Raw genomic sequence first — 18,275 nt, forward strand, 5'->3', positions numbered from 1 at the left:
ACCGGCAGTCGGCTGCCGGCCCGCGGTGCCGGCCCCCGGGGGGCGGCGGACGGGGCGCCGGCCTGTGGGGGAGACGGCGGGCAGCCGACGGGGCTGGGGTTCCCTCACCTTCCGGTGAGGGAACCCCAGCCCCGATTCCGCGCTGCCGCCGACCGCCTGCGCGGCCTCCGGCTCGCTTCGCCGGCCGCCGGCGCCGCCGGCGTTCCGGTCGCCCCGGCGCCCGGCGGTCCGCCGCCCGGGTGTCCGCTCAGCGGCCCACGCCCAGTCCGGCGGTCGGCAGATCCTGCGGGAGCAGGGTCCGCAGGTCCTCGACGCTCGGCAGGTCCACCGTGGCGAGGCGCCGCGCCTGGTGGGTGATCATCGTCTCCAGCAGCTGCCGGGCCAGGCGCGCGTTGCCGAAGGACCGGTCGCGCGGGATGGCGTCGATGTGGGAGCGCAGCGCCTCCCGGGTGTCCTCCGGGCAGGTGTAGCCGGACTCCTCCGCGTTCCGCTCCATGATGGTGAGCAGTTCCTCGGTGGAGTAGTCGTCGAACTCCACCGAGCGCGCGAACCGGGAGGCCAGACCGGGGTTGGAGGCGAGGAAGCGGCCCATCTCCTCGGTGTAGCCGGCCACGATGACGACCACCTCGTCGCGGTGGTCCTCCATCAGCTTGAGCAGGGTGTCCACGGCCTCCCGGCCGAAGTCGGAGCCGGATCCCCCCTCCGGGGTGAGGGTGTACGCCTCGTCGATGAAGAGGACACCGCCGAGCGCGCTCTCGAACACCTCTTTGGTGAGCTGGGCGGTGTGGCCGACGTAGCGGCCCACGAGGTCGGCGCGCGCGACCTCGACGAGCTGGCCGCGCGGCAGCACGCCGAGGGAGGTCAGCAGCCCCGCGTAGAGGCGGGCCACCGTCGTCTTGCCGGTACCGGGCGGGCCGGAGAACACCAGGTGCTGGCTGATCCGCGGCGCGGGCAGCCCGGCCGCGCGGCGCTGCTCGGCGGTGGAGAGGAGATTGACCAGGTCGGTGACCTCGCGCTTGACGGCGCCCAGGCCCACCATGGCCTCCAGGTTCGCCAGCATCGTCGCGCGGTCCTTGCCCGGCTCCTCCGTCACCTCCGCCTTCTCGCTGACGTCCTCGGGGAGGAGCAGCGTCAGATCCCGTTCGGCGGGCTCCGCCATGGTGGCGAGCCGGAAGGACTGACGGTCCACCATCTCCTCGAAGACCCCGCGGGCGGCGCGGCCGTTGCCGAAGGTGGCGCCCCGGTCCATCCCCGCGAAGTGCTCCGCCAGCGCCTCCGTGGTGCCCGGGCCCAGGTCGTACTGGTGGGCGCGGCACATGGACTCGGTGATCGTCACCAGGTCCTGCACGGAGTAGTTCTCGAACTCGATGGTCCGGGTGAACCGGGAGGCCAGACCGGGGTTGGAGGCGAGGAAGTCGTCCATCTCGGTGGAGTAGCCCGCGGCGATGACGACCACGTCCTCGCGGTGGTCCTCCATCAGCTTGAGCAGGGTGTCCACGGCCTCCCGGCCGAAGTCGTTGGAGGAGCCGCCGGAGGTGAGGGTGTACGCCTCGTCGATGAAGAGGACACCGCCGATCGCCTTGTTGAACGCCTCCGTCGTCTTGATCGCCGTGCCGCCGATGACCTGGGCCACGAGGTCCGCGCGGGACACCTCGACCAGGTGGCCCTCCGGGAGCACGCCGAGCTGGGCGAGGATCGCGCCGTAGAGGCGCGCGACGGTGGTCTTGCCGGTGCCGGGCGGGCCCGCGAAGATCAGGTGGCGGCTCATGGAGGGCACCGGCAGGCCGAGCCGCTGGCGCCGCTGGGCGAGCTGGTTGAGGTTGACCAGGGTCCGCACCTGGTGCTTGACGCCCTCCAGCCCGATCAGGGTCTCCAGATCCGCCAGCGGGTCCGGCGCGCCGTCCTTCCCCGAGGGCTTCGGCCCGGGGGTGGAGCCGGCGGCGGCCGCGATCTCCGCGCCCCAGGCGTCGGGCCGGTCGTTGGCGGCGCTGGTCAGCTCCAGCACCTCCACCTGCTCGGAGGGGCGGGTCTGGGCCAGGCCCGCGCCCCGGTTGTCGCGCACGGCGCAGCCCTGGACGGAGACCTCCCCGGTGGTGTCGATCCGGATGCCGTCGCCGAGGGCGCCGCTGATCTCGCAGGAGCGCAGCTCGGCGCGGGACCCGTCGGCGAGCAGGACGCCGTGCGCCCCGGAACCGTTGATCCGGGCGCGGGTGAGCGTCAGCTCACCGCCGTGCACGGCCACGCCGGACGCGCCGACGTCCTCGATCTGGGTGTCCCGGACGAGGGCGATCCCGTCCCGCGCCACCGTGACGCCGGCCTCTCCGGCCGCGCGCAGCACGCAGTCGTCGAGCTGGGTGGAGGCGCCGCCGGCGATCCGTATCGCGTCCTCGCCGGCGCGTTCGACGGTGCAGAACTCCAGCCGGCCGCGGCCGTCCTCGCCGACCTCGACGCCGTGCCGGCCGGGGGCGGTGATCCGGGCCCGCCGGATCAGCGGATCGGCCTGGGCGGCGACGGAGATCGCGCTGCCCTTCACATCGGCCACCTCCAGCTGGTCGAACTCGGCGGTGGTGTCCTCGGCGAGCTGCACCGCCGCCGTGGGCTCGGCGCACTCCCGCACGGTGGTGCGCAGGAACGTCGGCGAGCTGGCGTCGGCCACCCGGATCGCCGGTCCGCCGGAGGTGGTGAACTCGCAGTCCTCGAAGGTGCCGCGGGAGCGTTCGGCGACCGTCAGGGCACCGGCCTTGGTGCGCTGGGTCGTGCAGCGGCGCAGCAGCGGGTCGGCGCCCTCGGAGAGCAGGATCGCGGGCCCGCTGGTGCCGGAGACCTGGACCTGTTCCACGGTGGGCCGCGCGGCGCTGGTCAGGTAGACACCGACGGCGCTGTCCCGGACGGTGGTGCGCATCACGTGGGTGGTGCTGTTGCCCTCCAGCGCTATGGCGGGCTTGTCGGTGCCGCTGATGTCACAGGACTCCACGGTGCCCGCGGCCTCGCCGTTGGCCAGGACGCCGTTGCCGCGGGCGTCCCGCATTCGGCAGTCGCGCACCGTGGACCGGGCGTTGTCGCTGAGGACCACCGCGGAGGTGCCGAGGTGTTCCAGCACGCAGTTCTCGATGACGCTGGGTTCGTCGGAGGTGTCGACGATCCCGGCGCCCTGGCGGTTGGTGACGCGGCAGCCGCGCATGGCCAGCGAGCCGGTCAGCCGGGCCAGCACGGCCGTCCAGCCCGAACCGATCACCGTGCAGCGGTCCATGGCGACCTGCCCGCGGGGGGCGTCCACCACCGCCACGTCCTCGCTGCCGCCGCGGAGCACGAGATCGGTGAGCATCACCGCGTCCGTCATCAAGGTCAGCGCGGTGCCCCGCCGGGGGCAGATCTCCACGCTCTCCGCTGCCCCTTCGGCCACGATCGTGACCCGTGTGCGAACGATGAGGTTCTCCGCATAGCGGCCGGGGCGCACTTGGACGACCGCGCCCGTGCGTGCCGCGGCCAGCGCCTCACCGATGGTCCGGAATCCGTCCGCCTGGCCCGGGCCGACCGTAAGTACCTGCCGTGACACGCCACCCTCCTGATTTCACCGTGGACCGGGACCGGCCCGGTACCCCATCCAATCCCATATCATCTGCCGCATGCCATCGGCCCGTTGCAGCTCCATGGCCGTCGCGGCGGTCGTCGCGGCGGCTGCCGCGATTTCCTGCCTGACGCCCGTCCCTCCTGCCCGGGCCGCGGACGGCCCCGTGAGTCTTCCTCCGCTGCGTCTGCGGGTCGGGGACGGTGACCCGTGCGCCACGGCCTCCACGAAGACCGCCGAGACCCGGCCCTGGACGCATCAGGCGCTTCAGCTCTCGCGTTCATGGCAGCTGTCGAAGGGCAGTGGCGTGACGGTGGCCGTGGTGGACACCGGGGTGGGCGAGTCGGCCCCCGCGCTGTCCGGCCGGGTCACGGCCGTGGGCGGAGCCGGTACGGACTGTGTGGGGCACGGGAGTTTCGCCGCCGGGGTGATCGCCGGCGCACCGGCCGACGGGGGAGCCGTCAGCGGGGTCGCCCCCGGCGCCCAGGTGCTCGCCGTGCGCGGCACGGACAACCGCGGCAACCCCGATGCCGGGCTGGTCGCCCAGGGCATCACCACGGCGGTGGACCAGGGCGCGCAGGTCGTCTACGTCGGCCAGGCCCTCGCCGAGGGCGGCGAGGAGATCACCGCCGCCGTCGCCCACGCCGCGCAGGAGGACGCGCTGGTCGTCGCCCCGGTGGCGCCGGACGTCGCACCCACCGGCCTGGACGGCAGGCCGGACACCAAGCCCCGGGCGTACTGGCCGGCGCGGGTCCCCACGGTGCTGTCGGTCGTGGACCACGGCCCGGGCGGCGGGCGCCCCGAGGGCGCGCCGGCCCCGCTCGCCCCCGACCTCTCCGCCCCCGGCGACGGGGTCGTCGGCATCGGACCGGAGGGCAAGGGCCACTACATCGGTTCGGGTTCCTCGCTGGCGGCCGCGCAGGTCGCGGGCGCCGCCGCGCTGATCCGCTCCTACGAGCCCGAGCTGACCGCCGCGGAGGTCTCCCGCCGGCTGCTGGAGGCGGCCTATCCCGACCACACGCCCAGGCTGGACATCTACGCCGGGCTGACCGCCGTCCTCCCCGCCGGCAAGGCCGGCGACCGGCCCGTTCCCGAGCCGGCGCACGTCCCGCCGGACACCGCGGCGGCCGCCCGGGAGCGCGCGCTGTTCATCGGTGGTGGCGCCCTGGGAATGGCCGTGCTGGTGGGGGCGGCGATGGTGGTCGTACCGCTGGGCAAGGCCCGCCGCTGGCGCCCGGCGGACGGGAGCTGAGGGCTCCACCGGGGCCGGGCACCCCGGCCCGGTGGACGGGGCCCGCGCCGCTGCGCGGCCCGGCCGGTTCGCGGGCTCCGCCGGGGCCGGGCGGCCGGGCGGGGCGGAGGCGCCCGGCAGAACGGAGAGGGAGCGGTACCGCAGGAGGGACCCGTACGGCAGGGCCGAGGGGGCGGCCGGAGCCGGGGGAGCCGGCAGGGCCGCCGGACCCCGTCGGACTGCGGGGCCCGTGCGGCCCGCGCGGCCCGGCGGGCCCGCGCGGCCCGGTGGCGCCGGGCCCGGGGCGGCCCGCCCGGGGTGGGCGCCTCTCATGAGCCCTCCGCGTCGAGGAGGGCGGTCTGGACGTCCACCCGGGTGCGGCGGGTGATGTGGGTGCCGCGGCCGGGGATGAGGTTGCGCCCCTTGACGTTGCCGAAGACGTAGCCCTCGGTGGGCGGGCAGGAGAGCAGGATGCCCGGGGTGTTGACCTCCAGCATCCGGCGCAGAAGCGGGTCGTTCAGGCCGCGGCCCGCGCCCGCCGCGGAGCGGGCCACCACCAGGTGCATGCCCACCTCGAAGCCGAGGGCGAGATGGTCCATCAGCGGGGCGAAGGGCTGGTTGAGCGGTCCGCCGCCGCCGACCATGTCGTAGTCGTCGACCAGGACGAACAGCCGGGGCCCGGTCCACCAGTCGCACAGCCGCATCCGCGCGGGGGCGATGTCGGAGCCCGGCAGCCGGGTGCGCACGGCCCGGGCGGCGCCGTCGACCAGTTCCTTGAGCGCGTCGATGGAGACGGCGTGCCCGAGCCGGTAGGCGTCCGGCACGGCCTCCACCAGGTCACGGCGGTAGTCCACCACCATGATGCGGGCCTCGGCCGGGGTGTAGCGCTCGGTGATCGCCTTGGCCATCACCCGGAGCAGGTTGGTCTTGCCGCTCTCCGTGTCCCCGACGACGATCAGGTGCGGGTTGGTGGTGAAGTCGTGCCACAGGGTGTCCATCCGGTCCTCGCCGATCCCCAGCGGCACCCGCAGATTGCCCTCGGCGGGCGGGAGTTCGGCGGCGGGGAGGAGCGTGGGCAGCATCCGCACCTGCGGGGCGGGCGGCCGGTCGCCCCAGGCCTTGAGTACCCGCTCACACAGGTCGGCGACGCCGTCGGAGAGCAGTTCGTCGCCGTCCGGGGTGCCGTCGATGCGCGGCAGCGCGGCCAGGTAGTGCAGCTTGGAGTCGCGGGTCAGGCCCCGGCCGGGGATCCGCGGCACGGTCGCGGCCTTGCGGACGTCGATCCCGGAGTCCATCGGGTCCCCCATGCGCAGTTCCAGCCGGGTGCCGGCCTGGTCGCGGATGGCGGAGGAGAGCTCCACCCAGCGGGAGGTGGAGACGACGAGGTGGATGCCGTAGTTGAGGCCGCGGCTGGCGATGGAGTTGAACGTGGGGATCTGCTGGTCGTAGTCCTGGCGGACGGTGGACCAGCCGTCGATCACCAGGAAGGCGTCGCCGTGCGGCTCGTCCGGGAACTCGCCCGCGGCCCGGCGGCGCCGGAAGGTCGCCATGGAGTCGATGCCGTGTTCGAGGAAGAGCCGTTCGCGGTGGGCGAGGAGCGAGGTGATCTCGGCGATGACCCGGCCGACCCGCTCCTTGTCCATCCGGGCGGCCACCCCGCCGACATGCGGCAGGGCGCTGAGCCCGGCGAGGGTGCCACCGCCGAAGTCCAGGCAGTAGAACTGCACGTCACGCGGGGTGTGGGTGAGCGCCAGCGAGGTGATCAGGGTGCGCAGCAGGGTGGACTTGCCGCTCTGCGGGCCGCCCGCGACGGCCACGTGGCCGCCGGCGCCGGCGAGGTCCACCAGCAGCTCGTCCCGGCGCTGGTCGAAGGGCCGGTCGACGGTGCCCACCGGGGCGACGAGCCGGCCGCGCCGGTTCATGTCGCAGGTCAGGCCGTACTGCGGATGCACGGTGAGCGGGCCGAGCAGCATGTCGAGGGTCTCGGGCTCGTTCAGCGGCGGCAGCCACACCTGGTGGGCGGGCGGCCCGGCGTCCCGCATCCGCTCGACGGCCACCGACAGCAGTGACTCGCCGGTCTCCAGCGCCTCCGGCTCGGGCTCGGCCTCCGCCTCGGGGATCTGCCGGGGCACCACCCAGCCCGACGTCCAGGGCACCACCTGGCTGGCGATCCGGGCCTGCACGGCGGAGCCGCTGCGCTGCCGGTAGGGGCCGGAGACATAGGCGGCGCGGAACCGGGTCAGCGCCTCCACACCGGTCTTGATGAAGCCGCTGCCGGGGGTCGGCGGCAGCTCGTAGGCGTCCGGCACGCCGAGTACGCCGCGGCTCTCCATGGCGGAGAAGGTCCGCAGGCCGATCCGGTAGGAGAGGTGGGACTCCAGCTGGTGCATCCGGCCCTCGTCCAGCCGCTGCGAGGCGAGCAGCAGATGGACGCCGAGGCTCCGCCCGAGCCGCCCGATCATCACGAACAGCTCCATGAACTCGCGGTGCGCGGAGAGCAGCTCGCTGAACTCGTCGACCACGATGAAGAGGCTCGGCAGCGGGTCCAGCGGTGTGCCGTCGGCCCGGGCCTTCTCGTACTCCAGCGCCGAGGTGTAGTTGCCCGCGGAGCGCAGCAGCTCCTGGCGGCGCATCAGCTCGCCGTGGAGGGCGTCCTGCATCCGGGAGACCAGGGCCACCTCGTCGGCCAGGTTGGTGATGACGGCGGAGGTGTGCGGCAGTTCGTCCAGGCCGAGGAAGGTCGCGCCGCCCTTGAAGTCCACCAGGATGAAGTTGAGCGTCTCGGAGGAGTTGCTCAGCGCCAGCCCCAGCACCAGGGTGCGCAGCAGCTCGCTCTTGCCGGAGCCGGTCGCCCCGATGAGCATGCCGTGCGGGCCGGTGCCGCCCTGGGCGGACTCCTTGATGTCCAGTTCCACCGGGGTGCCCTCGGGGTTGACCGCGATGGGCACCCGCAGCCGCTCGGACCCGGTGCGGCGGTTCCACAGCGTCGGCGGGTCGTGGCGGTACAGGTCGGGTATGCCGAGGAGGGTGGTCAGCTCCAGGTCGGAGGCGAGCGGTTCGGCCGAGTCGCGGCCGATGCCCATGCGGTACGGGGCCAGCCGCTTGGCCAGCGAGACGGCGGTGCGCAGGCCCATCTGGTCGGGGCGGCCGAGGGGGGTGAGCTGTTCCTTGCGCTCCCGGTCGGTGCGGACCAGGCGCATCTCCTCCTCGACCAGGTCCAGCCGGAGGGTGGCGCGGCCGGGCCGCCAGGTCAGCGAGGAGGCCAGGTCGAGGACGACCGCGTTGCGGAACCCCGGCCCGTCCATCCGGTGGCCGCCCGGGACCGTGACCCCGTCCAGCAGGATCACGGTGTACGGCTCGTCGCGTCCGGCCTTGGCCTCCGGGTCGAAGGGCGGGCGCTCGCCGAACTCGGCGCCCAGCAGCCCGTCGAGCTCGTTGACGGAGGAGACGACCATCCGCACCGATCCGGCGCCGTCGGAGTCCGTGTGGTGGAGGTTGTGGGGGAGCCACTTGATCCACTCCCAGTCGGCGCGCCGCTCGTCCGCGGCGCACACCGCGATCCACACCTCCTCCGGCGGGTGCAGTACGGCGAGCTGCGCCACCATGGCCCGGGCCAGCGCGCGGATCCGCTCCTCGTCGCCCCGGAACAGCAGCCGCGCCCAGGTCCGCAGGTAGACCGCGATCGGCTGGTCGGGGACGGTGGAGTAGGCGCGGATGAAGCTGCGCAGGGCGTGCGCGCTCAGCGGCTCCAGGTCCTCCACCGGCTTGGTGGACAGCGGGGCGAGGCGCAGCCCCAGCTTCTGGTCGCCCACCGCGACCCGCACCTCGCCGAAGTCCTCGTCGACGGGGCGGCGCTCCCACAGCCGGGTGGTGCCGACCAGGGACCACAGCGCGCCCGGCGCGGGGTGGCGCCAGACCAGCGCCCGCTGCTGCTCCGCCACGGCGGTACGGACCTTGCGCCGGGTCTGCCGCAGGTAGCGCAGGTAGTCCCGGCGCTCACCCTTCAGCCGCTGCTTGCGCTCGCTGGCGCGGCGGATGAACTGACCGAGGATCATCACGGCGGCGGAGACCACCATCATCCCCAGCGCCAGGTAGATGAACCCCCCGCTCCGGGAGCCGCCGGGGCGCAGGTACATCAGCATCATCGACACCGACATCAGCGCCATCGGCAGGTAGTTCCACACCGCCCCGCTGTCGGGGGTCGCCTCGGGGAGCGTGGGCGGCTCCTGGAGACTGAGCTCCCCTTCGGGCATGTCCGGTCCGCGCCGACGGGCGGGCCTGCGGAACAGGATGGTACTCAACGAGCGGTCTCCTTGACGGGGATGCTGCTCTCGGGCCGCACCCGGCACTCGGTGACGGGGGACGGGGTGGGACGGAGGTGAACGGAGGACGGAAAAACTGCCCCAAAGGGCAGAGCGGCTGCCCGGGTGGCGGTGCCCGCCCAGGGACGGCGAGGTACCACGGGCCCCGGCCCGGGGCCGGTCCCCCGACCTCACCGGAGAGAATCTACGATCCGTTACACGGTTCTCCGCGGACGGAGGCACACGATCCGGCCACTCAGCCAGTAGTGTGCAGCCCCAACCGCGCACACGTCCACCGAACCCCTCTCCTCCCTCAAGACCCCGGCGTCTTCCGACGAAGCGTGAGTTTCCCGCATGACTGACACCACAACGGCAGGTCTGTGCCGCATCACGGTGCGCGCCCCGGCCAAGTCCATCGATCTCGCGGTGCCGGCGGACGTGCCCGTGGCCGATCTGCTGCCCACCCTGGTGAACTACGCCGGGGAGGAACTGGCCGAGAAGGGCCTGGAACACAGCGGCTGGATCCTCCAGCGGCTCGGTGGTGAGCCGCTGGACGAGGACAGCAGCCTGGAATCGCTCGGCCTGCTCGACGGCGAGACCCTCTACCTCCGGCCGCGCACCGACGCGCTGCCCGAGGTGCTCCTGGACGACCTGGTCGACGGCGTCGCCTCCACCATGCAGGATCGTCCCTTCAGCTGGAGCGCCACGGCGTCCCGCCGGGTGCTGCTGGCCCTGCTGGTGCTCACCCTGGCCGCCGGGCTGGCCGCGCTGTGCATCCCCGGCCCCTACGGCGAACTGCGCGCCGTGGCCGCGGCCGTGGGCGGTCTGCTGCTGCTCGGCGGCGCCGGGTCGGCCAGCCGGGCCGTCGGCGACGCCGAGGCCGGCGCGGCGCTCGGCTTCGCCGCCGTGCCCTACTTCGCCGCGGCCGGCTGGCTGCTGCCCGGCGGCTCCCTCGGCGGCCAGCAGCACTACGAGGTGCTGGGCGCCCGGCTGCTGGCGGCCGGCGCCGCCGGGGTCGGCGGGGCGATGCTCGCGGTGGCCGCCGTCGCCGCGTTCGCCGCGCTCTTCCTCGCGCTGGTCGCGGTGACGGTCGCCGGGGTCCTCGCCGGGGCGCTGATGATGATCACCGATCTCGGCCCGGACGAGGTGGCCGGGATCGTCGCCCTGGCCGCGGTGGTGTTCGGGGCGCTGGTGCCGTCGATGTCCTTCCGGTTGTCCGGGTTGCGGATGCCACCCCTGCCCACCAACGCCCAGCAGCTCCAGGAGGGCATCGAGCCCCGCTCGCCGTCCGCCGTCGCCGTCCGCACGGTGGCCGCCGACAACTGGATGACCGGCCTCTACGCGGCCACCGCCGCGATCTGCGCCGCCTGTCTGCTGGGCCTGGCCTACCGGCCCACGCTGGCCACCACCCTCACCATCGTGGCCCTGTCGCTGCTGCTGCTCCTGCACAGCCGGGGACTGGGCAACATCCTCCAGCGGCTGGCGCTGGTCGCCGCGGGGGTCTGGGGCCTGGCGCTGCTCGTGGCCGGCACCGCCGCCTCCGCCGAGACGGGCGGGCGGCTGCTGCTGACCGCCGGGCTGCTCGCCGCCGCCGCCACCCTCGCCATCGCCTCCTGGACGGTTCCCGGGCGCCGGCTGGTGCCCTACTGGGGGCGGGCGGCCGAACTGCTCCACTCCGCCGCGGCGATCAGCCTGCTGCCGCTGGCCCTGTGGGTGCTCGGCGTCTACGGCTGGCTGCGCTCCCTCAACGGATGACCTGAAGGGCCGTCGAGCACATGCAGAACAAACGCGACCAGGTCCAGGCCCACATGTTCCTGATGGGCCGGCTGACCTCCGGCATGCTGCGCGCCGACCCGGACGCGCCGGAGAGCCCGCAGGGCCGCACCAACCGCGGTGTCGCCATCGGCATCATCATCGCCCTCCTGGTGGCGGGCGGCGCCTTCGTCCTCGGCCTGTTCAACCCCGGCAAGCAGGACTCCTGGCAGACCTCCGGCAATCTCATCGTCGACAAGGGGACCGGCGCCCGCTACCTCTACCTGGACGGCAGGCTGCGCCCGGTGCGCAACTACGCCTCCGCCAAGCTGCTCGCCGGGGCCGACCTGGCCACCACCACGGTGAGCAGCGCCTCCCTCAAGGACACCCCGCGCGGCACCCCCATCGGCATCGGCGGCGCCCCCGACGAGCTGCCCGCGGCCGGTGATCTCTCCGGTGACCCCTGGCAGGTGTGCGCCACCCCGGCGGAGCCCGGTGTGGCGGCGGACCGGACCAAGGCCGTCACGACGCTCGCCGTCGCCCACGAGTCCGACGGCGACCAGCTCGCCGACGACGAGGGACTGCTCGCCGCCGGCCCGGACGGCACCGGCTATCTGCTCTGGCAGGGCAGCCGGCTGCGGCTGGACCGGAAGTCCGGGGCGCCGGAGGCGCTCGGCTACGCGTCCGTCGACCCGGTGCCGGTCTCGGCGGCGTTCCTCAACGCGCTGCCCGCCGGGCCGGATCTGGCCGCCCCGAACGTTCCCGGGCGGGGCACGCCCGGGCCGCGGCTGGACGGCCGGGAGACCACCGTCGGGCAGGTCTTCGAACTGGCCGTGCCGGGGGCCGGCGAGCGCCACTACGTGCTGCGCGAGGACGGCCTGGCCCCGCTCACCGCCACCGAGCTGGCCCTGGTGCTGGCCGACCCGAAGACCCGTGCGGACGCCTACGGCGGCGCCTCCCCCGCCCCCGTGACGCTCTCCTCGGAAGGGCTCAAGGGCGCGCTGGCGCCGGGCGAGAGCCGGACCAAGGGGCCCGGGGAGTCCCCCCAGAGCCCGCCGAAGGCCGTGACCGTCGGCGACGACCGGTCGCCGTGTGCCCGGATCAGCCCCGGGGACAAGAAGGGCGTCCACGTCGACGTGACCCTGACCTCCACCCCCGGGCTGGGCCCCGTCGCCCAGCACGCCTCCGGGGCGGCCGCCGCGGCCTGCCTGCCCGTCGACCGGATCACCGTGCCCCCGGGCCGCGGTGCCCTGGTGCGGGCCGTGGGCGCGGCCGGCGGCAAGGTGGGGAGCACCGTCTACCTGGTCACCGAGACGGGGGTGAAGTACCGGCTGGCCGGCACCACCGCCGTCGAGGCCCTGGGCTACAAGGACGCGACGCCTCGCGAGATGCCCCTGCTGATGCTGGCGATGCTCCCCTCGGGGCCCGATCTGTACCCGGAGGCCGCCGAGTCCGGCCGCTCCACCGTGACGGCCCCGCGCTGCGCATGGGGGGACGAACGGGAGCGGAAGGAAATCAAGGGCGAGAACGGGGCGGAGGGTGGCGAAGGGGCCGAAGGGTCTGAAGGGGTCGAAGGGCCTGAAGGGTCCGAAGAGGCTGGTGAGGACACTGAGGGCAGAGAAAGCAAGGAAAAAGCAATCTGACGCCAAGTCAGATCATGGCCAACGCAAGCGGGCGCTCGTAGCATCGCCCCATCCCGGACGAGTGATGAGAGGACCCGCATGTCGGTCAACGGAATGCAGCAGTCTGAGGAGAACGCGACCCGGAACGGCGTCCAGGCGCTGGAGATGGCGTTCACCGGCGTCCTGAAGTGCCGCCAGGACGTCGAGAACACCAAGAACAACCTGATGACCCACTACAAGGGCAGCGACGGTGGCGCGTTCAGGGACCTGGTCGCGGCCTGGGAGGAGAAGGCGGACGTCATCCTGACGAACGTGCAGGACATGATCGAGACGCTCAACCAGACCCTCACCGAGCACGGCAAGCAGCAGGGTTCGTCGGTCGACTCGATCAACCAGGCGTACCGTGAGTCGGACTCCGTCTTCGACGCCCTCACCGGCTGAGCCGGCCCGAGCCCCGCGCTCTCCCGGCGCACCGACCCCACAGCCTTGACAGGGCATCATTTCTCGCCGATGCCCGTGACGTGAGACGAGGACAGGCATGACCGACTTCACCGACGGCTACATCTACGTCGACTACTCGCAGATGAGCAACGCCGCCGATGACATGATCCACCAGACCAAGGCCATCGCGACGACCCTCTCCAACCTGGAGATGGAGCTCAACGAGCTGCGGAACTCCTGGATCGGTGACGACCGGGACGTCTACGACGACAAGCAGAAGGCCTGGGACAGCGCGGTCAAGGCGATGGAGGAGCTGCTCACCAAGCACTCCACCCTGCTGACCTCGGTCTCGGAGAACTACCAGTACAGCGAGAAGTCGCTGAGCCAGATGTGGAGCTCGGTGAAGATCGGCCGCTGACCGGCCCCGATCTCCCCGTCCCCGTCCCGATCCCGTCACCCCCGGCCGAAGGAGCAGCGCCATGGCGGAAGACCCCAATACGGACACCGGCAAGATCTCCATGGACAAGGCCGGTCTCCAGTCCTTCCGGGACGACCGGGTCGAGCCCTTCAAGGACGAGCTCCGCAAGATCGCGGAGGACGACCCGGTGCTGGGGGTGACGATGGCCACCCTGATCCGGGAGACGGACATCACCAGCGACGGGGAGATCGAGTCCTACGGCCTGAACCGGCCGCTGTCGCTGGGCATGATGCTCAAGGAGGAGTTCCTCCACAGCAAGGGGCAGAAGCTCAACCAGGCCATCGCCACGAGCGCCCAGGACCTGATGGAGATCTACGAGGAGCAGTCCAAGCTCTTCAAGCACATCATCGAGAACCTGGACACCTCGATCGAGACGCTGTTCTCCACGCAGAACTCCAACCTGATCGACATCGACGGCCAGGACTTCCTCGACGTCTTCGAGGACGTGGACTCCGACATGAGCGGCGGCCGGGGCGGGGGCGGCGGAGGCGGCGACGACGACTGACCGCCGGGCCGGCCCCGCGGCCGGCCGCCCCCGCCCCAGCTTCGCACCACCCCCCGCTCCGGAGGTTCTCCCTCGTGGCCGACGACATCGTTTTTCCGGCGAGCTCCCTCGACGACTACTGGCACACCGCGGTCCGGGTGCTCACCGGGTACGACGCGCCCAAGCGCGAGACGGTCTTCGGCAAACTGCTGGGGAACGACAGCATCCCCCAGATGCGGGTCGAGTTCTCGGACTACCACGGGGAGCCGTCCAACGCCATCGTCGAGGCGGTCGACGACATGTCGTGGCGCCAGGAGAACTCCGGCTGGCGGATCTCGAACACCGACTTCGTGGTCCCCTTCTACTCGGGGAAGAGCGGTTCGATCGGCGACGCCGGCGTGGACACCCGGGTCAAGATGAAGAAGGCCCGGGTCACCATGCTCGGCAACAAGGGTGTGGACGACCCGCCCGAGCACGGCGTCATCTTCGAGGGCTCCGAGTTCAAGAGCGGTCTCGGCAAGGATTTCCAGGGCCAGTCCAAGGACACGGTCTGGTCCAACGTCGCCCTGTCGCAGTACAGCTTCGGCACCGGCAAGGCGCTCCAGCACCTGATGAACGAGGGGACCACGCAGGGCTTCTCGTGGAACGACGTGTCGGTCTCCGAGGCGAACGCGGTGGACCTGGACTCCTTCACGCTGAACGCCGAGGCCTTCGACCGGGTGGCCCTCTTCTTCGACGCCCGGGCCCGTGAGCTCAGGGACTGGGAGTTCGACCTCGGCAAGCAGGAGATGGCCTGGAAGGGACAGGCCGCCGGCGTCTTCAAGGACATCATCCACGCCCTCGTCCGCAACTACGAGTCGTACAGCGAGCAGTTCCCCAAGTCCGGCAGCCGCTCGACCTACGGGAACGACCTGCGGCAGTTCAAGACCGACGTGGAGAAGGCCGTACGGACCCTCTACAACAAGTGGGACCTGTGGCGGCAGAAGAACGGAAATCCCCTCCGGCATCTCCATGACGTCCTGCTGGACGTGACGGACGAGGTCTGGGAGAACAACATCAAGAAGGTCCGCTACAAGCCCGTCTACAACTACAGCACGTACGGGTCCTACGACAGCGGCTACCACTACGTCAAGTACGACGGCTTCTACGGCGGCGCCCGGAGCTTCGGGCCGCTGGAGGACAAGGAGACCTGGAAGAAGATCGGCGAAGAGGGGATCCGCCGCTGGCAGAACTCCATCCGGGAAACCCTCGAACCGGCCGCCAAGCAGGCCCTCATCGATGTCGAGAACGCCTTCAACGACCAGTCGTTCCCGAAGAAGGTCACCACCGAGACCGTCAACCTGACCCAGAAGCTCGCCACCGACCAGGCCGCGGCGGACCGGGAACAGGCCAGGAAGGACAAGGAGGAGGCCGAGCGGAAGGCGGAGGAGAAGGAAAAGGAGCAGGAGGAGAAGGAGAAGGAGGCCGAGCGGAAGGCGGAGGAGAAGGAGGCGGAGTGGGAGCGGAAGCAGGAGGAGAAGGAGGCCGAAGCCGAGGCCAAGCAGGCTGAGCTGGAGGCCAAGCAGGAGGAGAAGGAGAGGGAGGCCGAGGCCAAGGCGGCCGAGAAGGAGGCCGAAGCCGAGGCGAAGCAGGCCGAGCAGGAGGCCAAGCAGGCCGAGAAGGAGGCCGAGCAGGAGGCGAAGCAGGCCGAGCAGGAGGCCAAGGCCGAGCAGCGGCAGGCCGAAGCGGAGGCCAAGCAGGCCGAGAAGGAAGCCGAGCAGGAGGCCAAGCAGGCCGAGCAGGAGGCCAAGGCCGAGCAGCGGCAGCAGGAGGCCGAGGCGAAGCAGGCCGAGCAGGAGGCCAGGGCCGAGGCCAAGCAGGCCGAGCAGGAGGCCAAGCAGGCCGAGGCCGAGCAGCGCGCCGAGGAGCGGCAGGTCTTCGCCACGATGCAGGCCCGTGCCGACCGCGATGAGCAGAAGCGGGAGCAGGACAAGCGGCAGGCCGAGGCGGAGGCGAAGCAGGAGGAGGCCGAGGCCGAGGCCCGGCAGCGGCAGGAGGAGCAGGAGGCCAAGCAGGCCGAGAAGGAGGCCGAGCAGGAGGCGAAGCAGGCCGAGCAGGAGGCCAAGCAGGAGCAGAAGGAGAAGGAAGCCGAGCAACGGCAGCTCCAGGCCGAGCAGGAGGCCGAGCGGCGGCAGACCGAGGCCGAGGCCAAGCAGGAGGAGAAGGAAGCCGAGCAGGAGGCCAAGCAGGCCGAGCAGGAGGCGAAGGCCGAGCAGCGGCAGCAGGAGGCCGAGCAGCGCGCCGAGCAGGCCCAGGAAGAGGCCGAAGCGCGCCAGGCCGAGCAGGAGGCCAAGCAGGAGCAGCGCCAGCAGGAGGCCGAGCAGCGCGCCGAGCAGCAGCAGGAGGAGGCGCTGTCCCGCCAGGCCGAGCAGGAGGCCCGGCAGGAGCGGTTGCAGCAGGAGGCCGAGCAGCGCTCCGAGAAGGCCCAGTCGGACGCGGAGGCCAAGCAGGCCGAGCAGGAGGCCTTGCAGGAGAAGCGCCAGGCCGAGGCGGAACAGCGCGCCGAGCAGCAGCAGCGGGAGGCGCAGGAGCGCTTCAGCCGCCAGTCCGGCGGCGGGCTGGGCGGTGGTCCGGGCGGCGACCTGGGCGGGCCCGGCTCCCTGGATCTGCCGCCGGGCAACAGCTCGTTCAGCCCGGACATGGCCACCACGACGTTCAACTCCGACGGCACGGTCACGATCGACCAGCCCGACGGCTCCTCCCGGACCATCGACCTGCCCAGCGGTGACGTCGTCACCACGCGGCCCGACGGGACCTCGTTCACCGAGTCCCTGAGCCCCGGCGACTCCCTCGCCAACAGCGACGGCAGCACCACCACACTGAACCCGGACGGCACCCTCACCACCCGGTTCCCGGACGGCAGCTCCAGCGTGCTCGACCCGGAGCAGGGGACCATCACCACCCGCCAGCCCGACGGCACCTCCGTCAGCTCCCCCATCAGCCCCGGCCAGACCCTCCCCTCCAGCCTCGGTTCCGCCCTCCCCGGAGGGGGCTCCGGAAACGGCTCGCTCTACTCCCCGGGGTTCAACAACTTCGAAGAGGAGCTGTACGACAGCATCCCCCGCTCCGGGGGCGGTTCCGACTACGGCATGGGCGCCGGCAACGGCATGGGCGGCGGCATGCCGATGCTGCCCCCCGGCACCCGCATCAACGGTTCCACCACCGGTGGCTCCGGCGGCGACGGCGAGCGTGTGCGGGCCGTCATGGACGACGGCCAGCCGGTCACCCGGCGCTCCCAGGGCGGCCGGCAGGAGGAGACCGTCACGGCCGCCACCCGGGGCGGCGCCAGCACGATGGGCGGGATGCCCTTCATGCCGCCGATGGGCGGCGGCATGGGAGGCGCCGGGGGAGCCGGCGGCCAGCCGCAGACGGAGTCGGGCGGCCGTGAACGCGCCTCGTGGGTGGAGGAGGACGAGGACGTCTGGGGCACCGACGAAGGTGGCGCCCCGGCGGTGATCGGGCGTTGAACGGCAGAAGGAGGCTGATATGAGCGATTCGATCGAGGACAGACTGGCGAAGGCCGTGGCTCATCTGGAGGCGACCAAGCAGGCGGCGGCCCGGGCCCAGGAGCAGCTCAGCCAGGCGTCGGTGACGGTGCGTTCCCGTGACCGCAGCGTGGAGGTCACCGTCAACGCCCAGGGCGGCCTGGGTGAGGTCAAGTTCCTGGACGGCAAGTACCGCACCATGGGCGCCGCCCAGCTGTCGGCCTCGGTGATGGAGGCGACCCGGCAGGCGCAGGCGGAGATGGCCCGCACCGTGATGGAGACCTTCCGGCCGCTGTCGGAGACGGAGGGCGACCGGCCGTACATCGAAGGGTCCGGTATCGACTGGGACGACCTCTTCGGTCCGCTGATGGCGACGGTGGAGGAGGCCGAGACCGGGCGCCCCTCGGCGAGCGACAAACTGCGGGATGAGATCATCGAGGACGGGGACTCCGGCAACGGGGCCGGGACGTACGGGCAGAAGGGAGCGGGTCGTTGAGTTACCACGGGCGTTCGTTCGAGGCCGACCCCGCGCTGCTCCGTGCCTTCATCGAGGAGAGCCAGGCGATCGGCAAGGAGATCCGGGCGATGTCCCGGGATTTCACCCGCGCCCTGGAGCCGACGACCCCGTGGTACGGGTACGGCGGGCCGCACGACAAGTTCGGCTCGGAGATCGGCCCGGAGGACCAGAAGGACCGCGAGTTCGTGACCGGGTGCCTGGACGCCATCGCGGACGGCTTCATCGGGATGACCGACGGCCGTCTCCAGGAGCTGGAGCAGATCAGGAACGCGCAGAACTTCGCCCTCGACGGTATGGACGAACTGAAGTCCGGGCTCGACGACGTCGGCCGCGGTGGCGGTGGCGGGCGGCACTGAC

The 18,275-nt window shown here is 72.3% G+C and carries 11 protein-coding genes; 9 read left to right on the forward strand and 2 right to left on the reverse strand.

Annotation, left to right across the window (positions count from 1 at the left end; genetic code table 11):
* Positions 1-247 precede the first annotated feature (247 nt).
* Positions 248-3,556 carry a right-handed parallel beta-helix repeat-containing protein gene (locus tag HCK00_RS21215; protein ID WP_168103607.1) on the reverse strand — a complete coding sequence of 1,103 codons (3,309 nt, stop codon included), beginning with the start codon at positions 3,554-3,556 and terminating at the stop codon, positions 248-250.
* A 70-nt stretch (positions 3,557-3,626) separates the two neighbouring features.
* Here HCK00_RS21215 and HCK00_RS21220 point away from each other — a divergent pair, with 70 nt between their 5' ends.
* Positions 3,627-4,820, forward strand: coding sequence for a S8 family serine peptidase (locus HCK00_RS21220; protein ID WP_240965881.1), 1,194 nt, complete (start codon positions 3,627-3,629; stop codon positions 4,818-4,820).
* 308 nt (positions 4,821-5,128) lie between these two features.
* On the opposite strand, the gene eccCa is transcribed toward HCK00_RS21220, so the two are convergent.
* Complete coding sequence (gene eccCa / locus HCK00_RS21225) at positions 5,129-9,100, reverse strand: type VII secretion protein EccCa (RefSeq protein ID WP_206320686.1); 3,972 nt, start codon at positions 9,098-9,100, stop codon at positions 5,129-5,131.
* A gap of 354 nt (positions 9,101-9,454) precedes the next feature.
* On the opposite strand from eccCa, the gene eccD reads away from it, so the two are divergent.
* From eccD to HCK00_RS21265, 8 genes are all read left to right on the forward strand, one after another.
* Positions 9,455-10,855 (forward strand): type VII secretion integral membrane protein EccD, encoded by a 1,401-nt coding sequence (gene eccD, locus HCK00_RS21230; protein ID WP_168103608.1) that lies wholly within the window; start codon positions 9,455-9,457, stop codon positions 10,853-10,855.
* 20 nt (positions 10,856-10,875) lie between these two features.
* Positions 10,876-12,495 carry a type VII secretion protein EccB gene (gene eccB, locus HCK00_RS21235; protein WP_168103609.1) on the forward strand — a complete coding sequence of 540 codons (1,620 nt, stop codon included), beginning with the start codon at positions 10,876-10,878 and terminating at the stop codon, positions 12,493-12,495.
* Between the two features lie 78 nt (positions 12,496-12,573).
* On the forward strand, positions 12,574-12,915 hold the full coding sequence (locus HCK00_RS21240; protein ID WP_168103610.1) for a hypothetical protein: 342 nt from the start codon (positions 12,574-12,576) through the stop codon (positions 12,913-12,915).
* A 97-nt stretch (positions 12,916-13,012) separates the two neighbouring features.
* Positions 13,013-13,333: a WXG100 family type VII secretion target gene (locus HCK00_RS21245; RefSeq protein ID WP_168103611.1), complete on the forward strand. Its 321-nt coding sequence runs from the start codon at positions 13,013-13,015 to the stop codon at positions 13,331-13,333.
* A 61-nt stretch (positions 13,334-13,394) separates the two neighbouring features.
* On the forward strand, positions 13,395-13,898 hold the full coding sequence (locus tag HCK00_RS21250; protein WP_168103612.1) for a type VII secretion system-associated protein: 504 nt from the start codon (positions 13,395-13,397) through the stop codon (positions 13,896-13,898).
* A gap of 74 nt (positions 13,899-13,972) precedes the next feature.
* Entirely contained in the window at positions 13,973-17,383 is a 3,411-nt protein-coding gene (locus HCK00_RS28230) for an AAWKG family protein (RefSeq protein ID WP_168103613.1), read from the forward strand.
* Between the two features lie 19 nt (positions 17,384-17,402).
* Entirely contained in the window at positions 17,403-17,897 is a 495-nt protein-coding gene (locus tag HCK00_RS21260) for a YbaB/EbfC family nucleoid-associated protein (protein ID WP_168103614.1), read from the forward strand.
* The gene (locus tag HCK00_RS21265; RefSeq protein WP_168103615.1) at positions 17,894-18,274 is read left to right on the forward strand and encodes a hypothetical protein; all 381 of its coding nucleotides are present in this window, start codon (positions 17,894-17,896) and stop codon (positions 18,272-18,274) included. Before HCK00_RS21260 ends, HCK00_RS21265 begins: the two co-directional genes overlap by 4 nt.
* The last annotated feature ends 1 nt before the right edge of the window (position 18,275 follow it).

This window comes from Streptomyces zingiberis, from assembly GCF_012034935.1.
In the GTDB taxonomy this organism is placed as follows: domain Bacteria; phylum Actinomycetota; class Actinomycetes; order Streptomycetales; family Streptomycetaceae; genus Streptomyces; species Streptomyces zingiberis.

Coding starts and splice junctions, on each gene's coding strand:
- HCK00_RS21220 (WP_240965881.1), top strand. CDS start 3,627: ATGCCATCGGCCCGTTGCAGCTCCATGGCCGTCGCGGCGGTCGTCGCG.
- eccD (WP_168103608.1), top strand. CDS start 9,455: ATGACTGACACCACAACGGCAGGTCTGTGCCGCATCACGGTGCGCGCC.
- eccB (WP_168103609.1), top strand. CDS start 10,876: ATGCAGAACAAACGCGACCAGGTCCAGGCCCACATGTTCCTGATGGGC.
- HCK00_RS21240 (WP_168103610.1), top strand. CDS start 12,574: ATGTCGGTCAACGGAATGCAGCAGTCTGAGGAGAACGCGACCCGGAAC.
- HCK00_RS21245 (WP_168103611.1), top strand. CDS start 13,013: ATGACCGACTTCACCGACGGCTACATCTACGTCGACTACTCGCAGATG.
- HCK00_RS21250 (WP_168103612.1), top strand. CDS start 13,395: ATGGCGGAAGACCCCAATACGGACACCGGCAAGATCTCCATGGACAAG.
- HCK00_RS21260 (WP_168103614.1), top strand. CDS start 17,403: ATGAGCGATTCGATCGAGGACAGACTGGCGAAGGCCGTGGCTCATCTG.